This is a genomic window from Thiomicrospira cyclica ALM1 (genome assembly GCF_000214825.1).
Lineage (GTDB): Bacteria > Pseudomonadota > Gammaproteobacteria > Thiomicrospirales > Thiomicrospiraceae > Thiomicrospira > Thiomicrospira cyclica.
Genome location: NC_015581.1, coordinates 1,075,001 through 1,092,336, shown reverse-complemented (window position 1 = coordinate 1,092,336; position 17,336 = coordinate 1,075,001). Strand labels below are relative to the sequence as shown.

19 protein-coding genes are annotated in these 17,336 nt (G+C 41.6%); 18 read left to right on the top strand and 1 reads right to left on the bottom strand.

Annotated features, from left to right (window positions below; all coding sequences use genetic code 11):
* Positions 1 to 10 precede the first annotated feature (10 nt).
* Genes rfaD through waaC (THICY_RS04820) form a run of 4 tightly spaced genes read left to right on the top strand, consistent with a single transcriptional unit; the run spans position 11 to position 2,827 of the window.
* Positions 11 to 979 carry an ADP-glyceromanno-heptose 6-epimerase gene (gene rfaD / locus THICY_RS04835; protein WP_013835491.1) on the top strand — a complete coding sequence of 323 codons (969 nt, stop codon included), beginning with the start codon at positions 11 to 13 and terminating at the stop codon, positions 977 to 979.
* 45 nt (positions 980 to 1,024) lie between these two features.
* Complete coding sequence (locus THICY_RS04830) at positions 1,025 to 1,204, top strand: hypothetical protein (RefSeq protein WP_013835490.1); 180 nt, start codon at positions 1,025 to 1,027, stop codon at positions 1,202 to 1,204.
* The gene (locus tag THICY_RS04825) at positions 1,188 to 1,793 is read left to right on the top strand and encodes a zeta toxin family protein (protein ID WP_013835489.1); all 606 of its coding nucleotides are present in this window, start codon (positions 1,188 to 1,190) and stop codon (positions 1,791 to 1,793) included. Before THICY_RS04830 ends, THICY_RS04825 begins: the two co-directional genes overlap by 17 nt.
* A complete protein-coding gene (waaC, locus tag THICY_RS04820) occupies positions 1,790 to 2,827 on the top strand; it encodes a lipopolysaccharide heptosyltransferase I (protein WP_013835488.1) in 1,038 nt (345 codons plus the stop codon). Before THICY_RS04825 ends, waaC (THICY_RS04820) begins: the two co-directional genes overlap by 4 nt.
* Here waaC (THICY_RS04820) and THICY_RS04815 read toward each other — a convergent pair.
* Positions 2,796 to 3,437 carry a hypothetical protein gene (locus THICY_RS04815; RefSeq protein WP_013835487.1) on the bottom strand — a complete coding sequence of 214 codons (642 nt, stop codon included), beginning with the start codon at positions 3,435 to 3,437 and terminating at the stop codon, positions 2,796 to 2,798. The two genes, waaC (THICY_RS04820) and THICY_RS04815, sit on opposite strands and share 32 nt — an antisense overlap.
* 86 nt (positions 3,438 to 3,523) lie before the next feature.
* Between THICY_RS04815 and THICY_RS04810 the strand changes: the two genes are divergently transcribed.
* From THICY_RS04810 to THICY_RS04745, 14 genes are all read left to right on the top strand, one after another.
* On the top strand, positions 3,524 to 4,636 hold the full coding sequence (locus THICY_RS04810) for a polysialyltransferase family glycosyltransferase (RefSeq protein WP_013835486.1): 1,113 nt from the start codon (positions 3,524 to 3,526) through the stop codon (positions 4,634 to 4,636).
* Positions 4,623 to 5,687, top strand: a complete 1,065-nt coding sequence (locus THICY_RS04805; RefSeq protein WP_013835485.1) for a hypothetical protein — start codon at positions 4,623 to 4,625, stop codon at positions 5,685 to 5,687. The genes THICY_RS04810 and THICY_RS04805 overlap by 14 nt, the downstream gene beginning before the upstream one ends.
* Positions 5,680 to 6,741 (top strand): lipopolysaccharide heptosyltransferase I, encoded by a 1,062-nt coding sequence (waaC, locus tag THICY_RS04800; protein WP_013835484.1) that lies wholly within the window; start codon positions 5,680 to 5,682, stop codon positions 6,739 to 6,741. Before THICY_RS04805 ends, waaC (THICY_RS04800) begins: the two co-directional genes overlap by 8 nt.
* A complete protein-coding gene (locus THICY_RS08610; RefSeq protein WP_013835483.1) occupies positions 6,734 to 7,462 on the top strand; it encodes a hypothetical protein in 729 nt (242 codons plus the stop codon). The genes waaC (THICY_RS04800) and THICY_RS08610 overlap by 8 nt, the downstream gene beginning before the upstream one ends.
* The gene (locus THICY_RS04790; protein ID WP_013835482.1) at positions 7,438 to 8,769 is read left to right on the top strand and encodes an O-antigen ligase family protein; all 1,332 of its coding nucleotides are present in this window, start codon (positions 7,438 to 7,440) and stop codon (positions 8,767 to 8,769) included. Before THICY_RS08610 ends, THICY_RS04790 begins: the two co-directional genes overlap by 25 nt.
* Position 8,770: 1 nt before the next feature.
* Positions 8,771 to 8,941, top strand: coding sequence for a hypothetical protein (locus tag THICY_RS08765; RefSeq protein ID WP_013835481.1), 171 nt, complete (start codon positions 8,771 to 8,773; stop codon positions 8,939 to 8,941).
* A gap of 44 nt (positions 8,942 to 8,985) precedes the next feature.
* The gene (locus THICY_RS04785; protein ID WP_157862722.1) at positions 8,986 to 9,597 is read left to right on the top strand and encodes a hypothetical protein; all 612 of its coding nucleotides are present in this window, start codon (positions 8,986 to 8,988) and stop codon (positions 9,595 to 9,597) included.
* 2 nt (positions 9,598 to 9,599) lie between these two features.
* A complete protein-coding gene (locus THICY_RS04780) occupies positions 9,600 to 10,271 on the top strand; it encodes a hypothetical protein (protein WP_013835479.1) in 672 nt (223 codons plus the stop codon).
* A 446-nt stretch (positions 10,272 to 10,717) separates the two neighbouring features.
* Positions 10,718 to 11,926 (top strand): LicD family protein, encoded by a 1,209-nt coding sequence (locus tag THICY_RS04770; RefSeq protein ID WP_013835477.1) that lies wholly within the window; start codon positions 10,718 to 10,720, stop codon positions 11,924 to 11,926.
* Between the two features lie 76 nt (positions 11,927 to 12,002).
* Positions 12,003 to 13,391, top strand: coding sequence for a CDP-glycerol glycerophosphotransferase family protein (locus tag THICY_RS04765; RefSeq protein WP_162093958.1), 1,389 nt, complete (start codon positions 12,003 to 12,005; stop codon positions 13,389 to 13,391).
* A gap of 13 nt (positions 13,392 to 13,404) precedes the next feature.
* The gene (locus THICY_RS04760; RefSeq protein ID WP_013835475.1) at positions 13,405 to 14,406 is read left to right on the top strand and encodes a glycosyltransferase family protein; all 1,002 of its coding nucleotides are present in this window, start codon (positions 13,405 to 13,407) and stop codon (positions 14,404 to 14,406) included.
* A 37-nt stretch (positions 14,407 to 14,443) separates the two neighbouring features.
* Positions 14,444 to 15,442: a hypothetical protein gene (locus THICY_RS04755; RefSeq protein WP_013835474.1), complete on the top strand. Its 999-nt coding sequence runs from the start codon at positions 14,444 to 14,446 to the stop codon at positions 15,440 to 15,442.
* Between the two features lie 8 nt (positions 15,443 to 15,450).
* Complete coding sequence (locus THICY_RS04750) at positions 15,451 to 16,905, top strand: LicD family protein (protein ID WP_013835473.1); 1,455 nt, start codon at positions 15,451 to 15,453, stop codon at positions 16,903 to 16,905.
* Between the two features lie 16 nt (positions 16,906 to 16,921).
* Positions 16,922 to 17,335 (top strand): adenylyltransferase/cytidyltransferase family protein, encoded by a 414-nt coding sequence (locus tag THICY_RS04745; RefSeq protein WP_013835472.1) that lies wholly within the window; start codon positions 16,922 to 16,924, stop codon positions 17,333 to 17,335.
* The last annotated feature ends 1 nt before the right edge of the window (position 17,336 follow it).

Here is a 17,336-nt window from a genome sequence, read left to right as displayed (position 1 = left end):
AGGACGCAACATGATTGTAGTAACCGGTGGGGCAGGGTTTATTGGTAGTAATATCGTCAAGGCGCTCAATGCGATGGGGCGCAGCGATATTTTGGTGGTCGATAATCTCAAAAATGGCAAAAAATTTATCAACATCGCCGATTGTGATATCGCGGATTATTTGGATAAGGACGACTTCCAAGCGCGTATTTTTGCCGAAGAAGGTCTGCCAAAAATCGACTGCGTATTCCATGAAGGCGCTTGCTCGGCGACTACGGAATGGGATGGCAAATATGTCATGGACAACAATTACCAATACTCCAAAGACTTGCTGCACTATTGCCTAGACCGCAAGATTCCGTTTTTATATGCCTCTTCTGCGGCCACCTATGGCGATGGCCCGAGCTTTATCGAAGAACGCCAGTACGAAAAACCACTAAATGTCTATGGTTATTCAAAATTTCAGTTCGACCAATACGTACGCCAGATTTTGCCGAAGGCTCAAAGCCAAATTGTCGGTTTCCGCTACTTTAATGTCTATGGACCGCGCGAACAGCACAAGGGCGATATGGCGAGTGTCGCGTTTAAACTACATAATCAAATTCTGCGCGGCGAAAATCCGAAGTTGTTTGGCGAATACGACGGTTACGGACCTGGCATGCAAACCCGCGACTTTGTGTATATCGATGATGTGGTAAAAGTGAATTTATGGTTTATGGCCAACTCAGGTAAATCCGGCATTTTTAACCTTGGCCCGGCGGCGGCGGAGCCGTTTAAAAATGTTGCCGAAGCGGTGATTAACTTTCACGGTAAAGGGCAGATTGAATATGTGCCATTCCCAGAGCATCTAAAAGGCGCGTATCAAAGTTTTACCCAGGCGGACAACAGCCGTTTGCGCCAAGCCGGCTACAACGAAAAATTCTACACCGTCGCCGAAGGCGTGCACAAATACCTCAGTTGGCTAACCGAAAACAAACACTTTTTGGATTTTGCGAAGTAGATTGGTATCAACGAGGTGTTAAGGTTTAACATGGAGTAAGTTCATATGAGTTACAAATTTATAGATGAGCGTGAGCCGACTGATGAAGAGCTGAACAGCTTGATGGGTGAGGCGATAAAGAAAGTAAGGCAAAAGCAAAAAAAAGCAATAGAAGTATTTATGAATGACTTACACAATCAAATCGCTCGAATAAAACAAACGAAGAAACATGCAAAAGAAGCCTAGTCTTATTATTGTAGCGGGGCCTAATGGTTCAGGAAAAACAACCATAACTGAACAAGGTTTAGAGCACGAGTGGTTCGAGGGGTGTCATTACATTAACCCTGACTTTATTGCTCAAAATGACTTTGATGGCTGGAATGATGTCTCAAGTGTACTTAAAGCAGCAAAGCAAGCCACTGCGTTGCGCTATGAACTCCTGTCACAAAAAAAAAGTATTGCTTTTGAAACAGTGTTTTCGACTGAAGAAAAGCTCGATTTTATAAAACAAGCTAAAAAAGCAGGTTATTTTATAAGATTATTTTTTATATGCACAAATTCACCAGTGATCAATGCCTCAAGAATTGCGCAAAGATTTTTGGAAGGTGGCCACGAAGTTCCAATTAATAAAATAATTAGTCGTTATCAAAAGTCCATAATAAACGCTTATCAAGCTCGTGATCTTGTTGATAGGTTTTATTTATATGACAATACAGTTGATGGCGAGTTACCGATGCTGGTTGCTAGGTTTGCAGATGGCAAGTTAGTCCGGCGTTATTTGACTGCTTTGCCAAATTGGGCGCAGGACTTTTTTGATGAGGGTACTCAAGTTTGAGAATACTACTTGTCAAAATGTCGTCGATGGGGGATGTGTTTCACACCTTCCCAGCACTAACCGATGCCCAGCAGGCGATACCAGGCCTGGTGGTGGATTGGATAGTGGAAGAGAGCTTTGCGGAAATCCCCGCTTGGCATCCAGTGGTTGATCGCGTCTTGCCGATTAATCTGCGCCAATGGCGCAAACAGCCGTTTGCAAAACATACTCGCCAAGCGGCCAAAGTCTTCTTTGAACAGGTAAACCAACAAGATTACGACCTGGTGATTGATGCGCAAGGCTTGTTAAAAAGTGCCTGGGTTACCCAAAAAATCGCCACGCCCAAAGACCAGAAAGTGGGCCTAGATTGGGCATCGGCACGCGAAAAACTCGCCAGCGTGTTTTATGGTCAAAAAATTTCGGTCGCAACAGACCAACATGCGATTACACGGTTACGCGAACTCTTCGCCAAAGCCCTCAATTATCCAATGCCCAGCACGCCGATTTGTTACGGATTAAATCACCAGGCCTGGTTGCCGCTAGCGCAGGTGAACCATCAGCGCTACATCGTTTGTTTACACGGCACCACCTGGGCAACCAAATACTGGCCCGAAGACTATTGGCAAGCGCTTATCAGCAAACTCAATCAACAAGGCTATCAAGTGATTCTGCCCTGGGGCAATGCCGAAGAACAGGCGCGTTCTCAACGACTCGCCGCCGGTTTAACGGAACAGCAGGCCTGGTGCCCAACCGAACCGCTAAAACTCAATGACATGGCGCGGTTACTAAAACACGCCACAGCGGTGGTTTCGGTAGATACCGGCTTGTCACATGTCGCCGCCGCGCTCGATGTGCCACTGGTGGTGCTCTATCGTGTTACGGATCCAAAACGCGTCGGTGCACTGGGGCAAAAGGTCACGCACCTGTGCTCACCATTAGCACCCAATTACATTAAAAAGTTTCAGCCTGGTCAAGAGCAAGCCTCATTAGAGGGGTTAGGTGTGGAAGATGTCATCTGCGCTATTACTGATTTTGTTGAAGTAAAACGTCATTGATTTTGATTAAATCAAAGTCCTTGTGAATCACATGAATGTAAGCAGGCATACGTGTTTGTCCTAGAATTTGCAGCAAAATCGAACGGTGTAGGCCACGAGAGTTACGAATAATTTGTCCATCTCGTCCAATATTGATGCGCAGAATGTCCGGTGACCATTGACAACCTTTGCTTTTAAGAGACTCAAATAACTCATCTACTTCCTGACCGCGACGCAAAAAAGCTTGTTGCTGTTCTTTTGTGGTCAATTTTTTAAAATCATCCAGCTCATGCCATGGACATTGCTCTTCAAAACGTTGTTTAAAACGGTGAAAAAGATTATGCTCATTCAGTGGTCTAAGGTTTTGGTCCCAGTCACCTGTTTGAAAAGTACCCAATCTATGCATTAAAAAATTACCACGCTTTGAGAGCGTCCGGCTTGATATAAGTCCTTGCACAGCAAACGGGTTGATAAAAACCGGATGAAACAAACTAGCTGTAGGCCAGGTTAACCGGTTTTGACGCAACCGCCAATCACGGAAAAGGTTTTGGGTATATAAACTGCCGATATTTTCATACTGGCGCAGGTTTTTGAGCACTTCAAAAAAGCTTGGATAGATGGGTAATGACATTTTTAATAGCGAGATATTTGTTAGAATGGTGCGATTTTAACGGCAAATGAAAATATTACAACAATTACTGAGTTAATAGCGAATTCATGGCAAAGGTCTTATTTTTTCCCTCCACACCGTTAAATATTCTAGTGTCAGCCGCGCTGGCATGTCATTTACGCCAACAACATGGCGACAGTTTTCAAGCCGAAATCTGGCTAATTGATCAAAAAAATACCGACAACAATCCCTATTTAAATGCCTTAGAGCAATGGTCCGATTCACCCTTTAAACGAGTAACCTGTTTACCGGGCAAAGCCAAAGGGCGTGCAAAACTCCGCGAGCGCAAACAGAACTTTCATGCGATTCAACAAGATCTTGCCGAATTTCAGCCAGATATTATTGCGACCGGCTCTGACCGCCGCATCGAATTTCAATACGCCATGCACCTAATGAAACAGACCAATAAACAGATCAATATGTCGGACTGCAAACCCACCCAGGGCTGGTACTTAGATGATGGACTCTACTCTTATGCCGGTTGGCCGGTACAGCCCGGCAAAGACCAAGTTAACGCCTGGCTAAAAAAACTCACTTACGGCCTTTGGTGGCAAGAACCGAAAACCATTGGCGCATCCAGCTGGATTAACCAGGCCTGGTTGTTTCAGCCTCAGCAGGCCCATCCGTTACTGCAACACAAAAGACTGTACACCCTAAAAACAGACTGGTTTCAAACCCCGGCCATTAGGGCACTCTGTCGTCACATTACCAAGCAATTACCCCGGCAGGAACTGTCAGCCATAAGCTTGCTGTTGTTACTACCGCATCCGGCTGATCAAGCCAAAATGCTCGATTACGTGCAACAGATTAGACGCTATTTAGATAAAATCACCGAGCAGGGTGTCAAGGTTGCGGTAAAATACCACCCCAGGCAGGCGGTTGATGATGAACACCAGCTGGCTAAAAATCCAGCGGTCACTATCATCCCGAAAGATGTGGCCTTCGAATATCTGCTAGCCGATTTACCGCCCAATACGCAAGTTGTTGGCGATATTTCGACCGTTTTGCTGACGGCAAAGTGGCTGCGAGATGATGTCGGAGTTACCGGTGTATTTAATGCCGACGATGCTTATGCGCAACAATTTAAGCCATACTTTGCCCAATTTGGTATTCACATAATAGAAGATTTAACGAAACTACCCATTCATGTCAGCCGCTAACCGTCCAACAGATCTCTACCTTGTTTCGTCCAGTCTGCATTTTTTTTGGGCGTGGTTGCTGGCCGCCAAAAATCAACCACAACGCGATGCGCACTTATGGTTAATTGATCAATATACCAATCAGCCCTTAGCTTTCACCCCCTTGCTTAACCAAGTTGCAACACCCTTTACAAGTACACAACTATGGGCAGGGCGAGAACTGAGCGGCTGGCAAAAATTCAACCAGCGTAAACAGGATTTTAACCAAGCAAAAAAGGCACGGCAGAAAACCGATTACGAAAGAATATTAATTGGTAATGATCGCAGCGTGTTTGGCCAATATGTCATGCAATTAAGTAACACCAGCAACAACATTGCCCTCGATGATGGCGTATTCAGCTATTTGGGCCGCGAAGCCTCCAAATCCTGGCACGAGCGGGTTATTGACCAAGCCTTAAAAAAAATCAGCTACGGCAACTGGTACGACAGCCCCAGCAGCATTGGTGCCAGCAAATGGATAGATAGTGTTTGGCTGATGTATCCCACCGAAGCAAATGCGTTGCTAAACAACAAAAGTTGTCATGATCTAGACCTAAACCGCGATGACCTAAATGCTTTTCAGCCGATTGCCGAGTTGCTAATAAAACAACTTGCGCCAGACCTGCTAACAACAAAAGCCCCCGATGTCTTAATCGCCTTGCCTAATTATTACCTGATAAAAGCCACGCCTGACTACCCAGTGCGGCTTGCACAGCTCATAACACACCTCCAACAGCAAGGGCAGACGATCGCGGTCAAATACCATCCCGCCGCCCAGGGCAAAGACTTGCTTAACCTTAATGCGCAATTTGGGATTCAGTGTCTTAATGACCAATTAAGTTTTGAGGTTTTGCTAGCCCATTGGCAAGATCAGACCGTGCGTTTTATCGGCGACCTATCAACCACCACTTTCTTAGCCCATTACTTTGGTTTTTCAAGTCAATGGTTACCGGGTGTTCAAACTGCGCAAACGCAAGCTATGCAAGCCTTTTGTCAAAAATTAGGCATTACAGCGGTGACCACACATGACTAAGCGCGTCCTGCTGATTAAAATGTCATCGCTAGGCGATTTGGTGCACAGTTATCCAGCACTAACTGATGCGCAAAAAGCCATTCCCGGTATTCAATTTGACTGGGTGGTCGAAGCACCCTTTAAAGACCTGCCCAAACTCCATCCAGCTGTTAAGCAAGTGATTGTTAACCCGCGTTTAGCCATCAATAAAAATCGCCTATCGTTTCAAGCGTTAAAACTTTACCAAAATTTTAAGCGCCAAATACAAGCGACGGATTATGATGCGATTATCGAAAACCAATATGTTAATAAAGGGGCGAAGGTTGCCAAACTGGCGCGCGGCCCAAAACACGGCTTAACGGCAGATACCGCACACGACCCCGGCATCGCGAAACTATTTGACCATACCCACTATGTGTCCCGTGCTCTGCACGCCGTGGATCGCAGCCGAAAACTCATGGCATTAAGTCTGGGTTATGACTATGAGCCTGCCGTAGAAAATAGCTCCCTTGATTATGGCCTAGACCTAAGTGGGATTGCCTTAACAGAACACCTAGCAAACTGGCAGGCCGCCGCCGGTGATTACTTGGTGTTTTGCCAAGCAACCACTTGGCCAACGAAACATTTACCAACCGACATGTGGGTGCCGCTTCTGATCAAAGCGAAACAGGCCGGTTTAAAGGTATTACTGCCCTGGGTTGGCGAAAAGGAACAAAACCAAGTAGCCGATATGATTCGCTTAGCCGAGTGGGGCGAAATGCTACCCCCACAACCCCTTGACCAATGGGCAAAACTCATCGCCGGTGCGCAAGGAGTTATTGGTGTCGATACCGGTTTAACCCACCTTGCCGCGGCACTAGAGCGCCCAACCCTAGCATTGTTTGGACCAACCAATCCGCTATTGACGGGTGCAAAAGGGCGGCAAGCAACCACCTACTGGTTAGACCTAGCCTGCTCACCCTGTATGCAAACGCGCTGTCCGCTAGCAGCAGGGCAGGTGTGTTTTAGTAGAATGAAGGTTGATGATATTTGGCGAATGTTTGAAAACTTAAAACTAAGGTTTAATTATGATTAACATTGTATGTTTAAAATGGGGTACAAAATATTCCACGGAATATGTGAACCGTCTTTATCGAATGGTAAAAAAAAATATAACCGTTCCCTTTTCTTTTCATTGCATTACTGAACAGTCAGCAGGCTTATACCCAGAAATTAGCGTTTTGGAACTTAAAAATCCTGAGCTAGAAGGGTGGTGGCATAAGCTTTCATTGTTTCACTCTGATTGCTATGGACTAAAAGGCACAGTGCTTTATCTGGATTTAGATGTCGTAATTACTGATTCTTTGGACCCAGTAATAAGCTTTTCGTCAGGTAGCTTTTGCACTATAAAATCTCGCGGTAAGCGGTTAAACGCCCGTTTTAATAGTTCCGTCATCCGATTTGAGGCTGGAAGTGTTCCTTTTATCTGGGAAGCCTTTGTCTTCAATCAGCAATGGATATTAAACAACCTTGACGGTGATCAAGATTGGTTGGGTATGATTGTTCCAGGTGCAACAACTTTTCCAGATCACCTTATCGTTTCATTCAAAAAAAATTGCATGGCACAAGGCCAGTCTTGGCTAGGTATTGGTGAAAAGCTAATGAAAAAGGGGTTGATAAAACCAAAAGGGGAATCGGTAGTTCCAAAAGGCGCAGCTGTAGTTATTTTTCATGGTTTGCCGAATCCTGAGGACGTGGCGGAGACCTCCTATAAACAGTGGAAAAAGTCACCATGGATCAAAAAATGCTGGGGTTAGCGCAATTACAACAATCCAATTTACTGAAAGTTTTTTTTCTCAGTTTTTCTTTTTGGATTATTTTGTTACCAGGCCCGCTTTCATTTGAAAGTTTATTTCTCGCGCTTGGCATATTGGCAATTGCCATTTATCGACAACCGCTTAAAGACTTAAAAAAACTGCCTTGGCAGTGGTTTTTGGTAGCAATAGTTTTTTTTGTTGCCTTAACCATTTTGCCGATACCATTTCATCAACCCATGGGCGATAAAAGTTGGATGGTCATTCAGCGCAGGCTAGCCACGATTCTGGTGATAGTTTATGTATTTATTTTATTTTGGCAGTTACGCTTTAATGAACACCAAATATGGGTATCACTTATTATTGGTACGGGTGCAATTGCCTTCTATTTAGGTTATGAAATCTGGCACTTAGATAACCTAAGTGAGATCGCTAAAACACGATTTGGCACTACCTTCACTAATCCATTGCGCTTTGGTATTTACAGTATTTTAATGGCTGTTGTATTAATGGGTGGTTATATTTGGGCATTTAAAACCGGGTTATGGGCGGTAATCTTTTTAACCCTCGCGTTATTTGTTGCACTTTCAGGTGCGGTCATGTCGCAAACACGTTCGGCCTGGCTAGGTTTTCCTGAGGCCGTGTTGGGCTGGAGTTTATTTTACCTTTATTACCTAAAGCGAAATAATAAACTGTCATTAAAGCAAATTTTGCTGGGTATTGTTACAGCCACGGTTTTATTGGGCTCAGCTGTTGTATTTAACTACAGCACTATTGAGCAACGGGTTATGCAAGGAAAGGTTGATGTGGAAAATTACTTTAACGGTACGCGTGCGGGTAGCATTGGGCAACGCTTTGTTATGTGGGAGGCCGCATGGCTTGGCTTTAAGCAAGAACCTTGGCGCGGTATTGGCATTGAAAACGCAAGAGATTTTGTTACAAAAACATCAAGACAGATTATGCAAGAACGATTTAATGAAAATAGGGCACTGGATTTTGGTCACCGCCATAACCAGTTTATTGAAGAAGCTTATACACGAGGTATCTTTGCGTTTTTAGGTTTACTGGCAACGATGGGTTACCTTTTTTGGTATTTTATCGTGCAGATAAGACAAAATAAAAAGCGGGCACAAACCGATATAACGCAGCTTTCTCCATGGCCTGTTATGGGTTTATTAGTCACTATCGCCTATTTCTTGGCAATGCAACCAGAAGCGATCCTCAATTTGAGTGCGGGCATAGCCCATTTTATATTTTTGATGACATTTTTAATTGTCATGTCTCGTAACCGTGAGGGAAAGGTCCAATAGTATGTTTTCTCATAATCTGTTTAAAAAAATAGCCAGGCACCACAAAAAGCCCTCTCTGCAGATTGATGCCAGCAAAACGTGTATTTTAACTGCCGTTAATCAGCGTAAAAACAAGTCACAATTGGTTGAAATACTTCATGCCGAACAACAGGTTGATTTGCTTCAATATTGAGTTGGGCGCCTGCCAATTATGCATATCCCGACAAAATGCTGGTTATGCCCGGTGCGCATCACTATGATTCTGGGTATCATCCATTTGTTGAACTGATTAGAAATGATTCAAAAGAAAAATTTGCCAATTTCTATCAGCAGTTTGTCCCCCAAACCCTTGCTGAAATGTGTGGTGTTAGGATTAATCCAAGTGAGCAAGGATATCATTTAAAACCCTACGATGAACCCTGGTTTTTAAGAGAGTCTAAGATACCAACGGGTGAAAATGGGTTGTCAGCAGAACATGGCGCATCTTTTTACGGTCCGGTTAGTGAGGCTAAGTTATCGTTAGAATACCAGCGTGTGATCAATACTTATAACAGTATTAAAAAGCAGGGTTATTTACCGCATAAATTTGGTCATGTAGATGGGTTTTTTCTCAAGCGTGGTAACGAATATCGTTTTTATGTAAATGGTGCGAAGCATCGTGCCGCAGCTCTAACAGCTTTAGGCTGGAGTCATATTCCGGTTACTTTTAGAGATAATATGACGCGAGTTGTTGCGGACACCGATGTTGATAGCTGGCCTTATGTTGCCGCCGGAAATATATCCAGAACACTTGCTCTGAAGGTATTTGACGCTTACTTTGACGCAACCGATCCGTTAACAAGGTGTTAATCATGTTTAACAATCCTTTTAATAATTTGGATACGTTAAGAAATAATGTTTATTGGATAAACCCTGCACGCATTAGTTTTTATGTGCCAAAAAGTAGCTTTCCTTATGTTGTTAAAAGGCGCGTTAATAAAACAAGGTTTAGCCTTGTAAGCAAGTTTTTTGATCAGCCTTTACCTTTTATTATTTCAGAACAAGCTTTTTCAGATATCAGGCAACCTGTTGAGAGTGTTGTTCGTTATCAAATTATCAGCGACTTTATTCAAAATATAGACAATTATGAACAGAGCATCTGGTTTAAAAAACTGGTTACAGATCTTCATCAAAAAGGTGAGGCGAGGCACAAAAAGTTATCGATGACTAATTTGGATGAGGTTCACGCCTTTTTTAACGGCTATGTTATTGCGCTCTATGAAAGTTTAATTGCCGATGGGTTTGATCTCTCAAAAGGTAAGGATGTCGCCAAGGTTTATATAGATGCTGATGGCGATATTTTGAAGGGCGAGAGTGGGTTCCATCGTTTTGCAATAGCTCGCATAGTGGGTATCAAGAAAATGCCTGTAAGAGTTCAGGGCGTGCATGCTTTATGGGCGGACGGTGTAACAGCAAAAAAACCACTAGCAGCAAAAATAGACCAATATTTTTCGTGTTTAGGTGTTTCCGCCTCGTCATCCTGAATCTAACCCAGTCATTCCGGCTGAGGTTTCCGTCATTCCGGCTGAGGTTTCCGTCATTCCGGCGCAGGCCGGAATCTCCATCATTACCTACGTACAAATAACATGTATAAAATTTATACACTAGCGGATAGTGTATTTTTAATATATATTACTTTCACTTTAATTTACCACCACTGTTCAATGGATGCCGAGCCATCCGAGTGAGATATTTTTGAGAAGTCACCGTCTATGAAGCTATTGACAGATTCCACTCAATTTGTCATTTGGCTTTACAAGTTAACAAAAGGCCTGTTAGCGGTTAAGCCTTTGGTTACGCCGATTGTTGTTATAGCCGAATCTTATTGCAGTCAAACTAAAGCTCATACTCATTTTTATTTAACTTCTAGAGAAGTTGAGGCTTGCTTACTTCAGTATTATTACCCTGTGCATGTGCACGAGGATCAAATTTGAAACTTCAAAAAAGTTACAAGTTGGTAGAGTTTCTAAACAAACCCCATTCACGGTTTTTTAAATACGGCTTATCTGTCGTTGGTTATGTGGGTGCTGTATCAGTAACCGGCTCGCATCAACTTGCAAAAATATTGCGAGCAGATTTTATTGACAATGAACTAAAAACCGCTTTTCGGCGTGCCGGATGGATGCTTGCCAAAGGTTGGCTACGCAAAGAAATTATTAATGATCCCTTTTTCAACTTCACAGAAGGGTTAAGCGCTGATCAGCTTAAATCAGTAGAAACCTTTCTGGAAAAGCACAAACACAAATACCCGCAGACAATCTTCATATCGGATCAGCTCTTTATAACAGCCGCCGTCATACATTTGATGATCGAAAAAGGGGCAAGCCAACAGCTGACTGAAAAAATAACCGCTTTTTATAGGCTAGCGGATCAGCTGCTCGAAGATCTAGCACAAAAACAATCAGAAATTCCTGTACCTGACAAAAAACTAAAACAGCGTCCTGACGATTTCTGTGAACATAAAGCCACGCAAGCTCTCCAAGATTTTGCAAAACTCTTGCCGAATAACCAATTTACCTGGTATGTCGTATCAGGCACCTTGCTAGGTCTACATCGTGAAGGTGCTTTTCTAAAACACGACTATGACATAGATCTTGGCATCAACTACACACCAGAACTATACCAAGCCATCACAAAGTTAATAGACACCTCCCATTTTGTCGTCAGCAAATTAGACCACTACAGCGAAGTCATTAAAAATGATCAAGGTCAATATCAACTCAAAAAAAGACCTGCAATTATCAAACTTATTCACCCAAATGGTATAAGTATAGACCTGTTTATTCACCATCAAGATGGCGATCTGCTCTGGCACGGCTCCAGTATTCACCGATGGGAAAATAAACACTATGAACTTGAGCTAAGAGACCTAGCCGGGATAAAAGTGCTAGCACCCCAAAATGCCGACCAATACCTAACAGAAAACTACGGTGATTGGCGAACGCCTGTAAAGGCTTTTGACTGCAGTACCGGAACCCCAAATCTAGTGATAGCAAAAAACTTTTTATCGCTCGCGTTATTCCTAAAAAGGTTGGCCGTTTTTTCCGACACCAACCCACTCGAATATGAAAAATTAAGAAAAACTCTAAACCAGCAAGCCATTATTAAAAACAATACGCTGAATAAAGAGATGTTTTAACATGTCAATCCTAACCAAGCTTTTGAACAAAAACGCCATTATTAACTTCCTCACGCTCCTAGGCTTAGTGTTGTTCGTGTACCTCCAAGATACGATCAGCTTTTGGCAGTTGCTTCCAGTCATTTTGGCGATAGGCTTGCAAAACGCGATTGCGCTCTATCCGCTCGTCGAGCGTGCAGCGGTGCCTGTTGAGCACATGATCCATACCAAGGCTTTTTTACCGCGCTTTATAAAACGCATTCCACAGATTTTAATCCTAACCCCCATACTCTTATTTATTGACCTAATGTTAAGCTATGTGTTTGTCCTAACAGCCATCCTACTTACCAGTTATTATTTTGCCTACCTGGCGCTGCGTCTAATCCAACGCAAACAACTAAAAGGTGAATCACTTAAACTGCTAAAAAAGACCAATCCAAAGGTCGCCATTTATATTTCAGGTTTAGAAGGCGTCGCTTACCAAGTCAATCAATGGCTGCCCGTTTTAGAGAAAATGGCGATTCCCGCCATTATTATCGTGCGAGAAAAATCCATCTATAAAGGTATGAAGCCAACCCCTATACCAACCTTCTATGCAAGAGCACAGATTGATGTAGAAACACTTATCAGCAATGCACCAACCCTAAAAACCGTTTTATACCCAGCTAACACCATGAAAAACGTACAAGCGCTGCGTTTTTATCATCTAAACCACTACTTTATAAACCATGGCGAAAGTGACAAAGCCGTAAACCAAAGCAAACTACTCATGGCTTACGACAAGCTGCTGGTTGGTGGTCCACTCGCCGAAAAACGCCTAAGAGAAGCAGGCCTGCCAATTAGAGACGGCCAAATAGAACATGTTGGCAGACCACAAGCCGAGCTTTTCCTAGAGCAAATTGAACAACCACAACCGATAAAAACACTACTCTATGCTCCGACCTGGGAAGGCTTTGTTGACAACGTCAACTACAGCTCAATTAATGAACTGGGTTACGACATGGTTAAAACAATCATTAACACCCAAAAATACAAACTCATTTTCAAACCCCATCCCTACACCGGCAGAAAACAAGCTAAAAACGCGCAATACCTAAAGCGAATCCTACAGCTCTGTAAAGAAAATAACGTGGATATCCATCTACCGGATTCCTCAGCGGAATTGCACGACCTAATGAACCAAAGTGATGCATTAATTACCGATATTTCAAGCGTATTAAACGAATACCTCATCACCAATAAACCCATTATCCTATGCAATACAAAACACTACCCACTTGAAGAAATGAACCAAGAGTTCCCCTCAACCCAAGCCGCTTATGTGCTCAATGACGGGAAAGAAATTGACAAGCTGTTAACCACAATAGATCAACAAGACACCATGCAAGCAATACGCTATGCAATAAGAACCGCATCTTTATGTGATTTTAAAGATAGTGCATTTGACCAGTTTACTCGTGTAATTAAATTAGACCTTGCAGAGTGAAAAGGAAACGTTAATGAAAAAAACAATACGAAAAATAATAAAAAAAATACAAAAAACATTTTCGAATAAAAAAAAGATATCCCATATCTATTTTTTAATTAGAGCTGGGCGAAACTATAGTCAGGTACAAAAACAAACATTTAATATCATACAAAATAAGATGCCGAAAGGGTCTTATACAACAATTAAAGAAGTCGACTTTATAAAGAAAAAAAAGAAAACCATAAAAAATGGTTTAAGTTTTGATATGTTTATTCGTGCAAGTGGTGATGTGCTTATGTCGCATGGTGTAGCAGACAAAAACTACCTCACAATGCGAGATGAGAATGGAGAATGTTACATCAATAGGCGCAAACATGTCCTGGTGCCTGGACCATGGTTAAAGAATAAACTACTTAATCACCCAAAAATAACGCTAAACGAAAATCAAATTCACTGTGTGGGTTGGCCAAGGCTTGACGAGCTTATTGATTTGCAAAATAAATACAAATCAAATCAAAAGCCAACGGAAAAAGTTAAAGTGCTCTGGGCACCAACCCATGATAGACGAAAGCGAGGAAAAGAAGGTTTATCAACATCCTCCTATCCTGAGTTTGATCAATGGACAGAGTTGTTAGAAGATAAGTTCGATTACACAAAATCTTTACACCCGAGAAACAAGGTTCTAGATAAAAAACCAACCGTTGATGCGCTAATCGAGGCCGACTATGTAATATCAGACTTTGGCACCATCGTGTATGAGGCTTGGGCGCTTGGGAAACCCGTCATTTTCCCTAATTGGTTAATAGGGCAAAGAATTAAAAAAAACCTAAAAGGTAGTGCCGAGGCTTATATTTTTGAAAATAAAATTGGATTACATGCTAATTCTATCCAAGAGGTTGTTGATTTTATTGAGTTGAAAAAAGAAATTGGCGATGATGTGAAGCAATTTATGGAATCTTATCTACCCGAAGACTTAAATGGCCAAAGTGCTAACACTATAAATGAATTGTTTTTAAAAGGTTGTGTCGAATAATAATGAGTGATTCAAACAGGCCTTTTGTGAGGTATAAATGAATAAAGTTTGTTTTTGCTTTGTTACTGAAGCAGGGTTAGATTATAGGCAAGTAGAAAAGCAAATCTTTGATATCATACAAGCTGACTTGCCCCAGGGATCATATTTAACTGTTAGGTATGAAATAATTTTAAAAAAAATAATATTCAAGCTACTTAAACTCAAAAAGAATAATCTATATAGAAATAGCTTATATAGAAAAAAATGTACTTATACTTTTGACTTATTTGTGCGTGGTGGCGCAGATATTTTGATGTCGCATGGTGTAGCTGACAAAAACTACCTCACAATGCGAGATGAGAATGGAGAATGTTACATCAATAGGCGCAAACATGTCCTGGTGCCTGGACCATGGTTAAAGAATAAACTACTTAATCATCCAAAAGTAACGCTAAACGAAAATCAAATTCACTGTGTGGGTTGGCCAAGGCTTGACGAGCTTATTGATTTGCAAAATAAATACAAATCAAATCAAAAGCCAACGGAAAAAGTCAAAGTGCTCTGGGCACCAACCCATGATAGACGAAAGCGAGGAAAAGAAGGTTTATCAACATCCTCCTATCCTGAGTTTGGTCAATGGACAGCATTGTTAGAAGGGAGGTACGATTTTACAAAGTCCCTACACCCTGGAAATAAAGTTGTAAATAAAAAACCAACCGTTGATGCGCTAATCGAGGCTGACTATGTGATATCAGACTTTGGCACCATCGTATATGAGGCTTGGGCGCTAGGAAAACCCGTCATTTTTCCCAATTGGTTAATAGGTAAAAGAATTCAAGAAAACCTAAAAGGTAGCGCCGAGGCTTATATTTTTGAAAACAAAATCGGGTTACATGCAGAGTCAATAGATGATGTTATAGAATTCATAGAACAGGGTGAGGGCATTAATCGTGATGTTAAAGACTTTATTGAACAATACTTGCCAGAAGCGTTTATCGGTAATAGTGCAAAAAGCCTTGCTGATGTCCTCAAGCAAATTAATAACGAGAAAGTTTAAGAGCTAATATGAAAATATCACTTATCCCATTGATTTTTATCGCAATACTTTTTGCAAAGATACGTTTTTGGAAGGTCGCGCTAGGTCTTATGAAAGGCTACCTGAAGTTTGATAAACAGCCCCAATCGAAACATTATTATCGCACTTCGATATATGCTAAAAAAGCTGAAGAACTTGATTATGCAATAGATATGATCAAAAAGGCACTAGCGCACAACCCGAGAAAAAAATCATACCTCATCAAGTTGAAAGCTTTATTGAAGCAAAAAAAAATAACAAAGTATGAATTAAATCTCGTTTTAAAAGAATTGAGCAAGTTGGCTGTACCGCGTAGAAAGCGCCAGTATATAAAAAGAGACTTCTTTGAAAGTGCAATAAACCCCGCCGCTTCTTTTACCATAAAAGACTGGAATAGCTTTGACATTAAGCTTTTTATTAAAAAAACCGGTACGCGTTATCAATTAAAATTTAAATTGGTTGGCGATGAAAGTCATATGTTAAATGACGCTGCTCAACTTTTGGTAAATGAAACCCAAGTTGCCAGCATGCCCATAAAGTCTTCAGTGGGCAATAACGGCCAGAAAGAGCATACTTTCTACTTTTATTTATCTGAAGAACTACTTAAGTCACTTCCGAGTTTAGGTTTGACGGCTATCCAATTAAACGGCCAACGATTAAACCTTAACTCATGGCTCGAAAGTTTAGTAGAAGCTAAAACCAATAAAAATATCCAACAGGCTTTAGAGCAAGGTTATCTTCTAAACAAAAAAGGACGGTTAGTAAAACCGAAGAATGAAAATCAGTACTGGATTAACTCAACCCTAGAGCACTACACCAGAGCAAGAAAAATATTCAACCAAGAATTCGGCTTGGATTTATATGTTGTGGGCGGCACTTTGCTTGGCTTTGCCAGATCGGGGGGAGTGATCGGTTTTGATAAAGACTTTGATTCTGGATATATTTCAAAATATTCTGATGTAAATAAAATTCATGATGAATACAAGCATATTATCCTTACGCTACTTAAATTAGGTGAAGATATTAGGCTCGTCACCAAAGTCGGTAAGAAAATCCGCAGCGACTACTTCATGTGGTTTGATCATACAGGGCACCACATAGATATTTTTCCAGCCGCGTTTATTGATGGGTTTTATAAAAGACCGACATTCGTAGATACAAAACTAACCCCTGAAGACTTTTATCCAATGAGAAAAGAAAGTTTCCACGGACACAGCATTCTTGTACCCAAAAACTACACCAAAAAAGTTGAATCAGTTTATGGAGCAAACTGGAAAACACCAGACCCTTTTTGGAAGAAAATTAAGAGTCCAGCAATAATCGAATATAGAAAAACCCTCATGTTGACACCTCAGGATTTATTAGAAATAGCAGACTACTCTGAGCGAGAAGGGGAATTTATCAAACAAGCCATACTTAGTGGCGGATACCAAGTACAGTACTAGATTTTAAGGTTAAAGCATGAAAAAAATTGGCTATACAACAGGCGTTTACGATTTATTTCACATCGGACACTTAAACCTTTTGAAAAGAGCAAAGCTAGAATGTGACTATCTCATCGTCGGTGTGACTACCGACGAACTTTGTGAACAAAGAAAGGGCAAGAAGCCAATCATTCCATTTTTTGAAAGAATGGAGATTGTCGAGCACATAAAATTCGTAGATGAAGTGGTGCCACAAGTCAATATGGATAAATTTGAAGCCTGGCAAAACTTAAAGTTTGATCGCATGTTTGTCGGCGACGATTGGAAAGGAACCGAAAAATGGAACCAACTCGAAAAACAGTTTGCCGAGGTCAATGTAGAAATAATATATTTCTCATACACCACGCACACATCAAGCACTAAGCTTAGAGAAATTCTTGATAAGATTTAAT

Bases quoted from the DNA above. Each gene is read 5' to 3' on its own strand.
- rfaD (WP_013835491.1), top strand. From the start codon at position 11: ATGATTGTAGTAACCGGTGGGGCAGGGTTTATTGGTAGTAATATCGTC.
- THICY_RS04830 (WP_013835490.1), top strand. From the start codon at position 1,025: ATGAGTTACAAATTTATAGATGAGCGTGAGCCGACTGATGAAGAGCTG.
- THICY_RS04825 (WP_013835489.1), top strand. From the start codon at position 1,188: ATGCAAAAGAAGCCTAGTCTTATTATTGTAGCGGGGCCTAATGGTTCA.
- THICY_RS04815 (WP_013835487.1), bottom strand. From the start codon at position 3,437: ATGTCATTACCCATCTATCCAAGCTTTTTTGAAGTGCTCAAAAACCTG.
- THICY_RS04810 (WP_013835486.1), top strand. From the start codon at position 3,524: ATGGCAAAGGTCTTATTTTTTCCCTCCACACCGTTAAATATTCTAGTG.
- THICY_RS04805 (WP_013835485.1), top strand. From the start codon at position 4,623: ATGTCAGCCGCTAACCGTCCAACAGATCTCTACCTTGTTTCGTCCAGT.
- waaC (WP_013835484.1), top strand. From the start codon at position 5,680: ATGACTAAGCGCGTCCTGCTGATTAAAATGTCATCGCTAGGCGATTTG.
- THICY_RS08610 (WP_013835483.1), top strand. From the start codon at position 6,734: ATGATTAACATTGTATGTTTAAAATGGGGTACAAAATATTCCACGGAA.
- THICY_RS04790 (WP_013835482.1), top strand. From the start codon at position 7,438: ATGGATCAAAAAATGCTGGGGTTAGCGCAATTACAACAATCCAATTTA.
- THICY_RS08765 (WP_013835481.1), top strand. From the start codon at position 8,771: ATGTTTTCTCATAATCTGTTTAAAAAAATAGCCAGGCACCACAAAAAG.
- THICY_RS04785 (WP_157862722.1), top strand. From the start codon at position 8,986: ATGCCCGGTGCGCATCACTATGATTCTGGGTATCATCCATTTGTTGAA.
- THICY_RS04780 (WP_013835479.1), top strand. From the start codon at position 9,600: ATGTTTAACAATCCTTTTAATAATTTGGATACGTTAAGAAATAATGTT.
- THICY_RS04760 (WP_013835475.1), top strand. From the start codon at position 13,405: ATGAAAAAAACAATACGAAAAATAATAAAAAAAATACAAAAAACATTT.
- THICY_RS04755 (WP_013835474.1), top strand. From the start codon at position 14,444: ATGAATAAAGTTTGTTTTTGCTTTGTTACTGAAGCAGGGTTAGATTAT.
- THICY_RS04750 (WP_013835473.1), top strand. From the start codon at position 15,451: ATGAAAATATCACTTATCCCATTGATTTTTATCGCAATACTTTTTGCA.
- THICY_RS04745 (WP_013835472.1), top strand. From the start codon at position 16,922: ATGAAAAAAATTGGCTATACAACAGGCGTTTACGATTTATTTCACATC.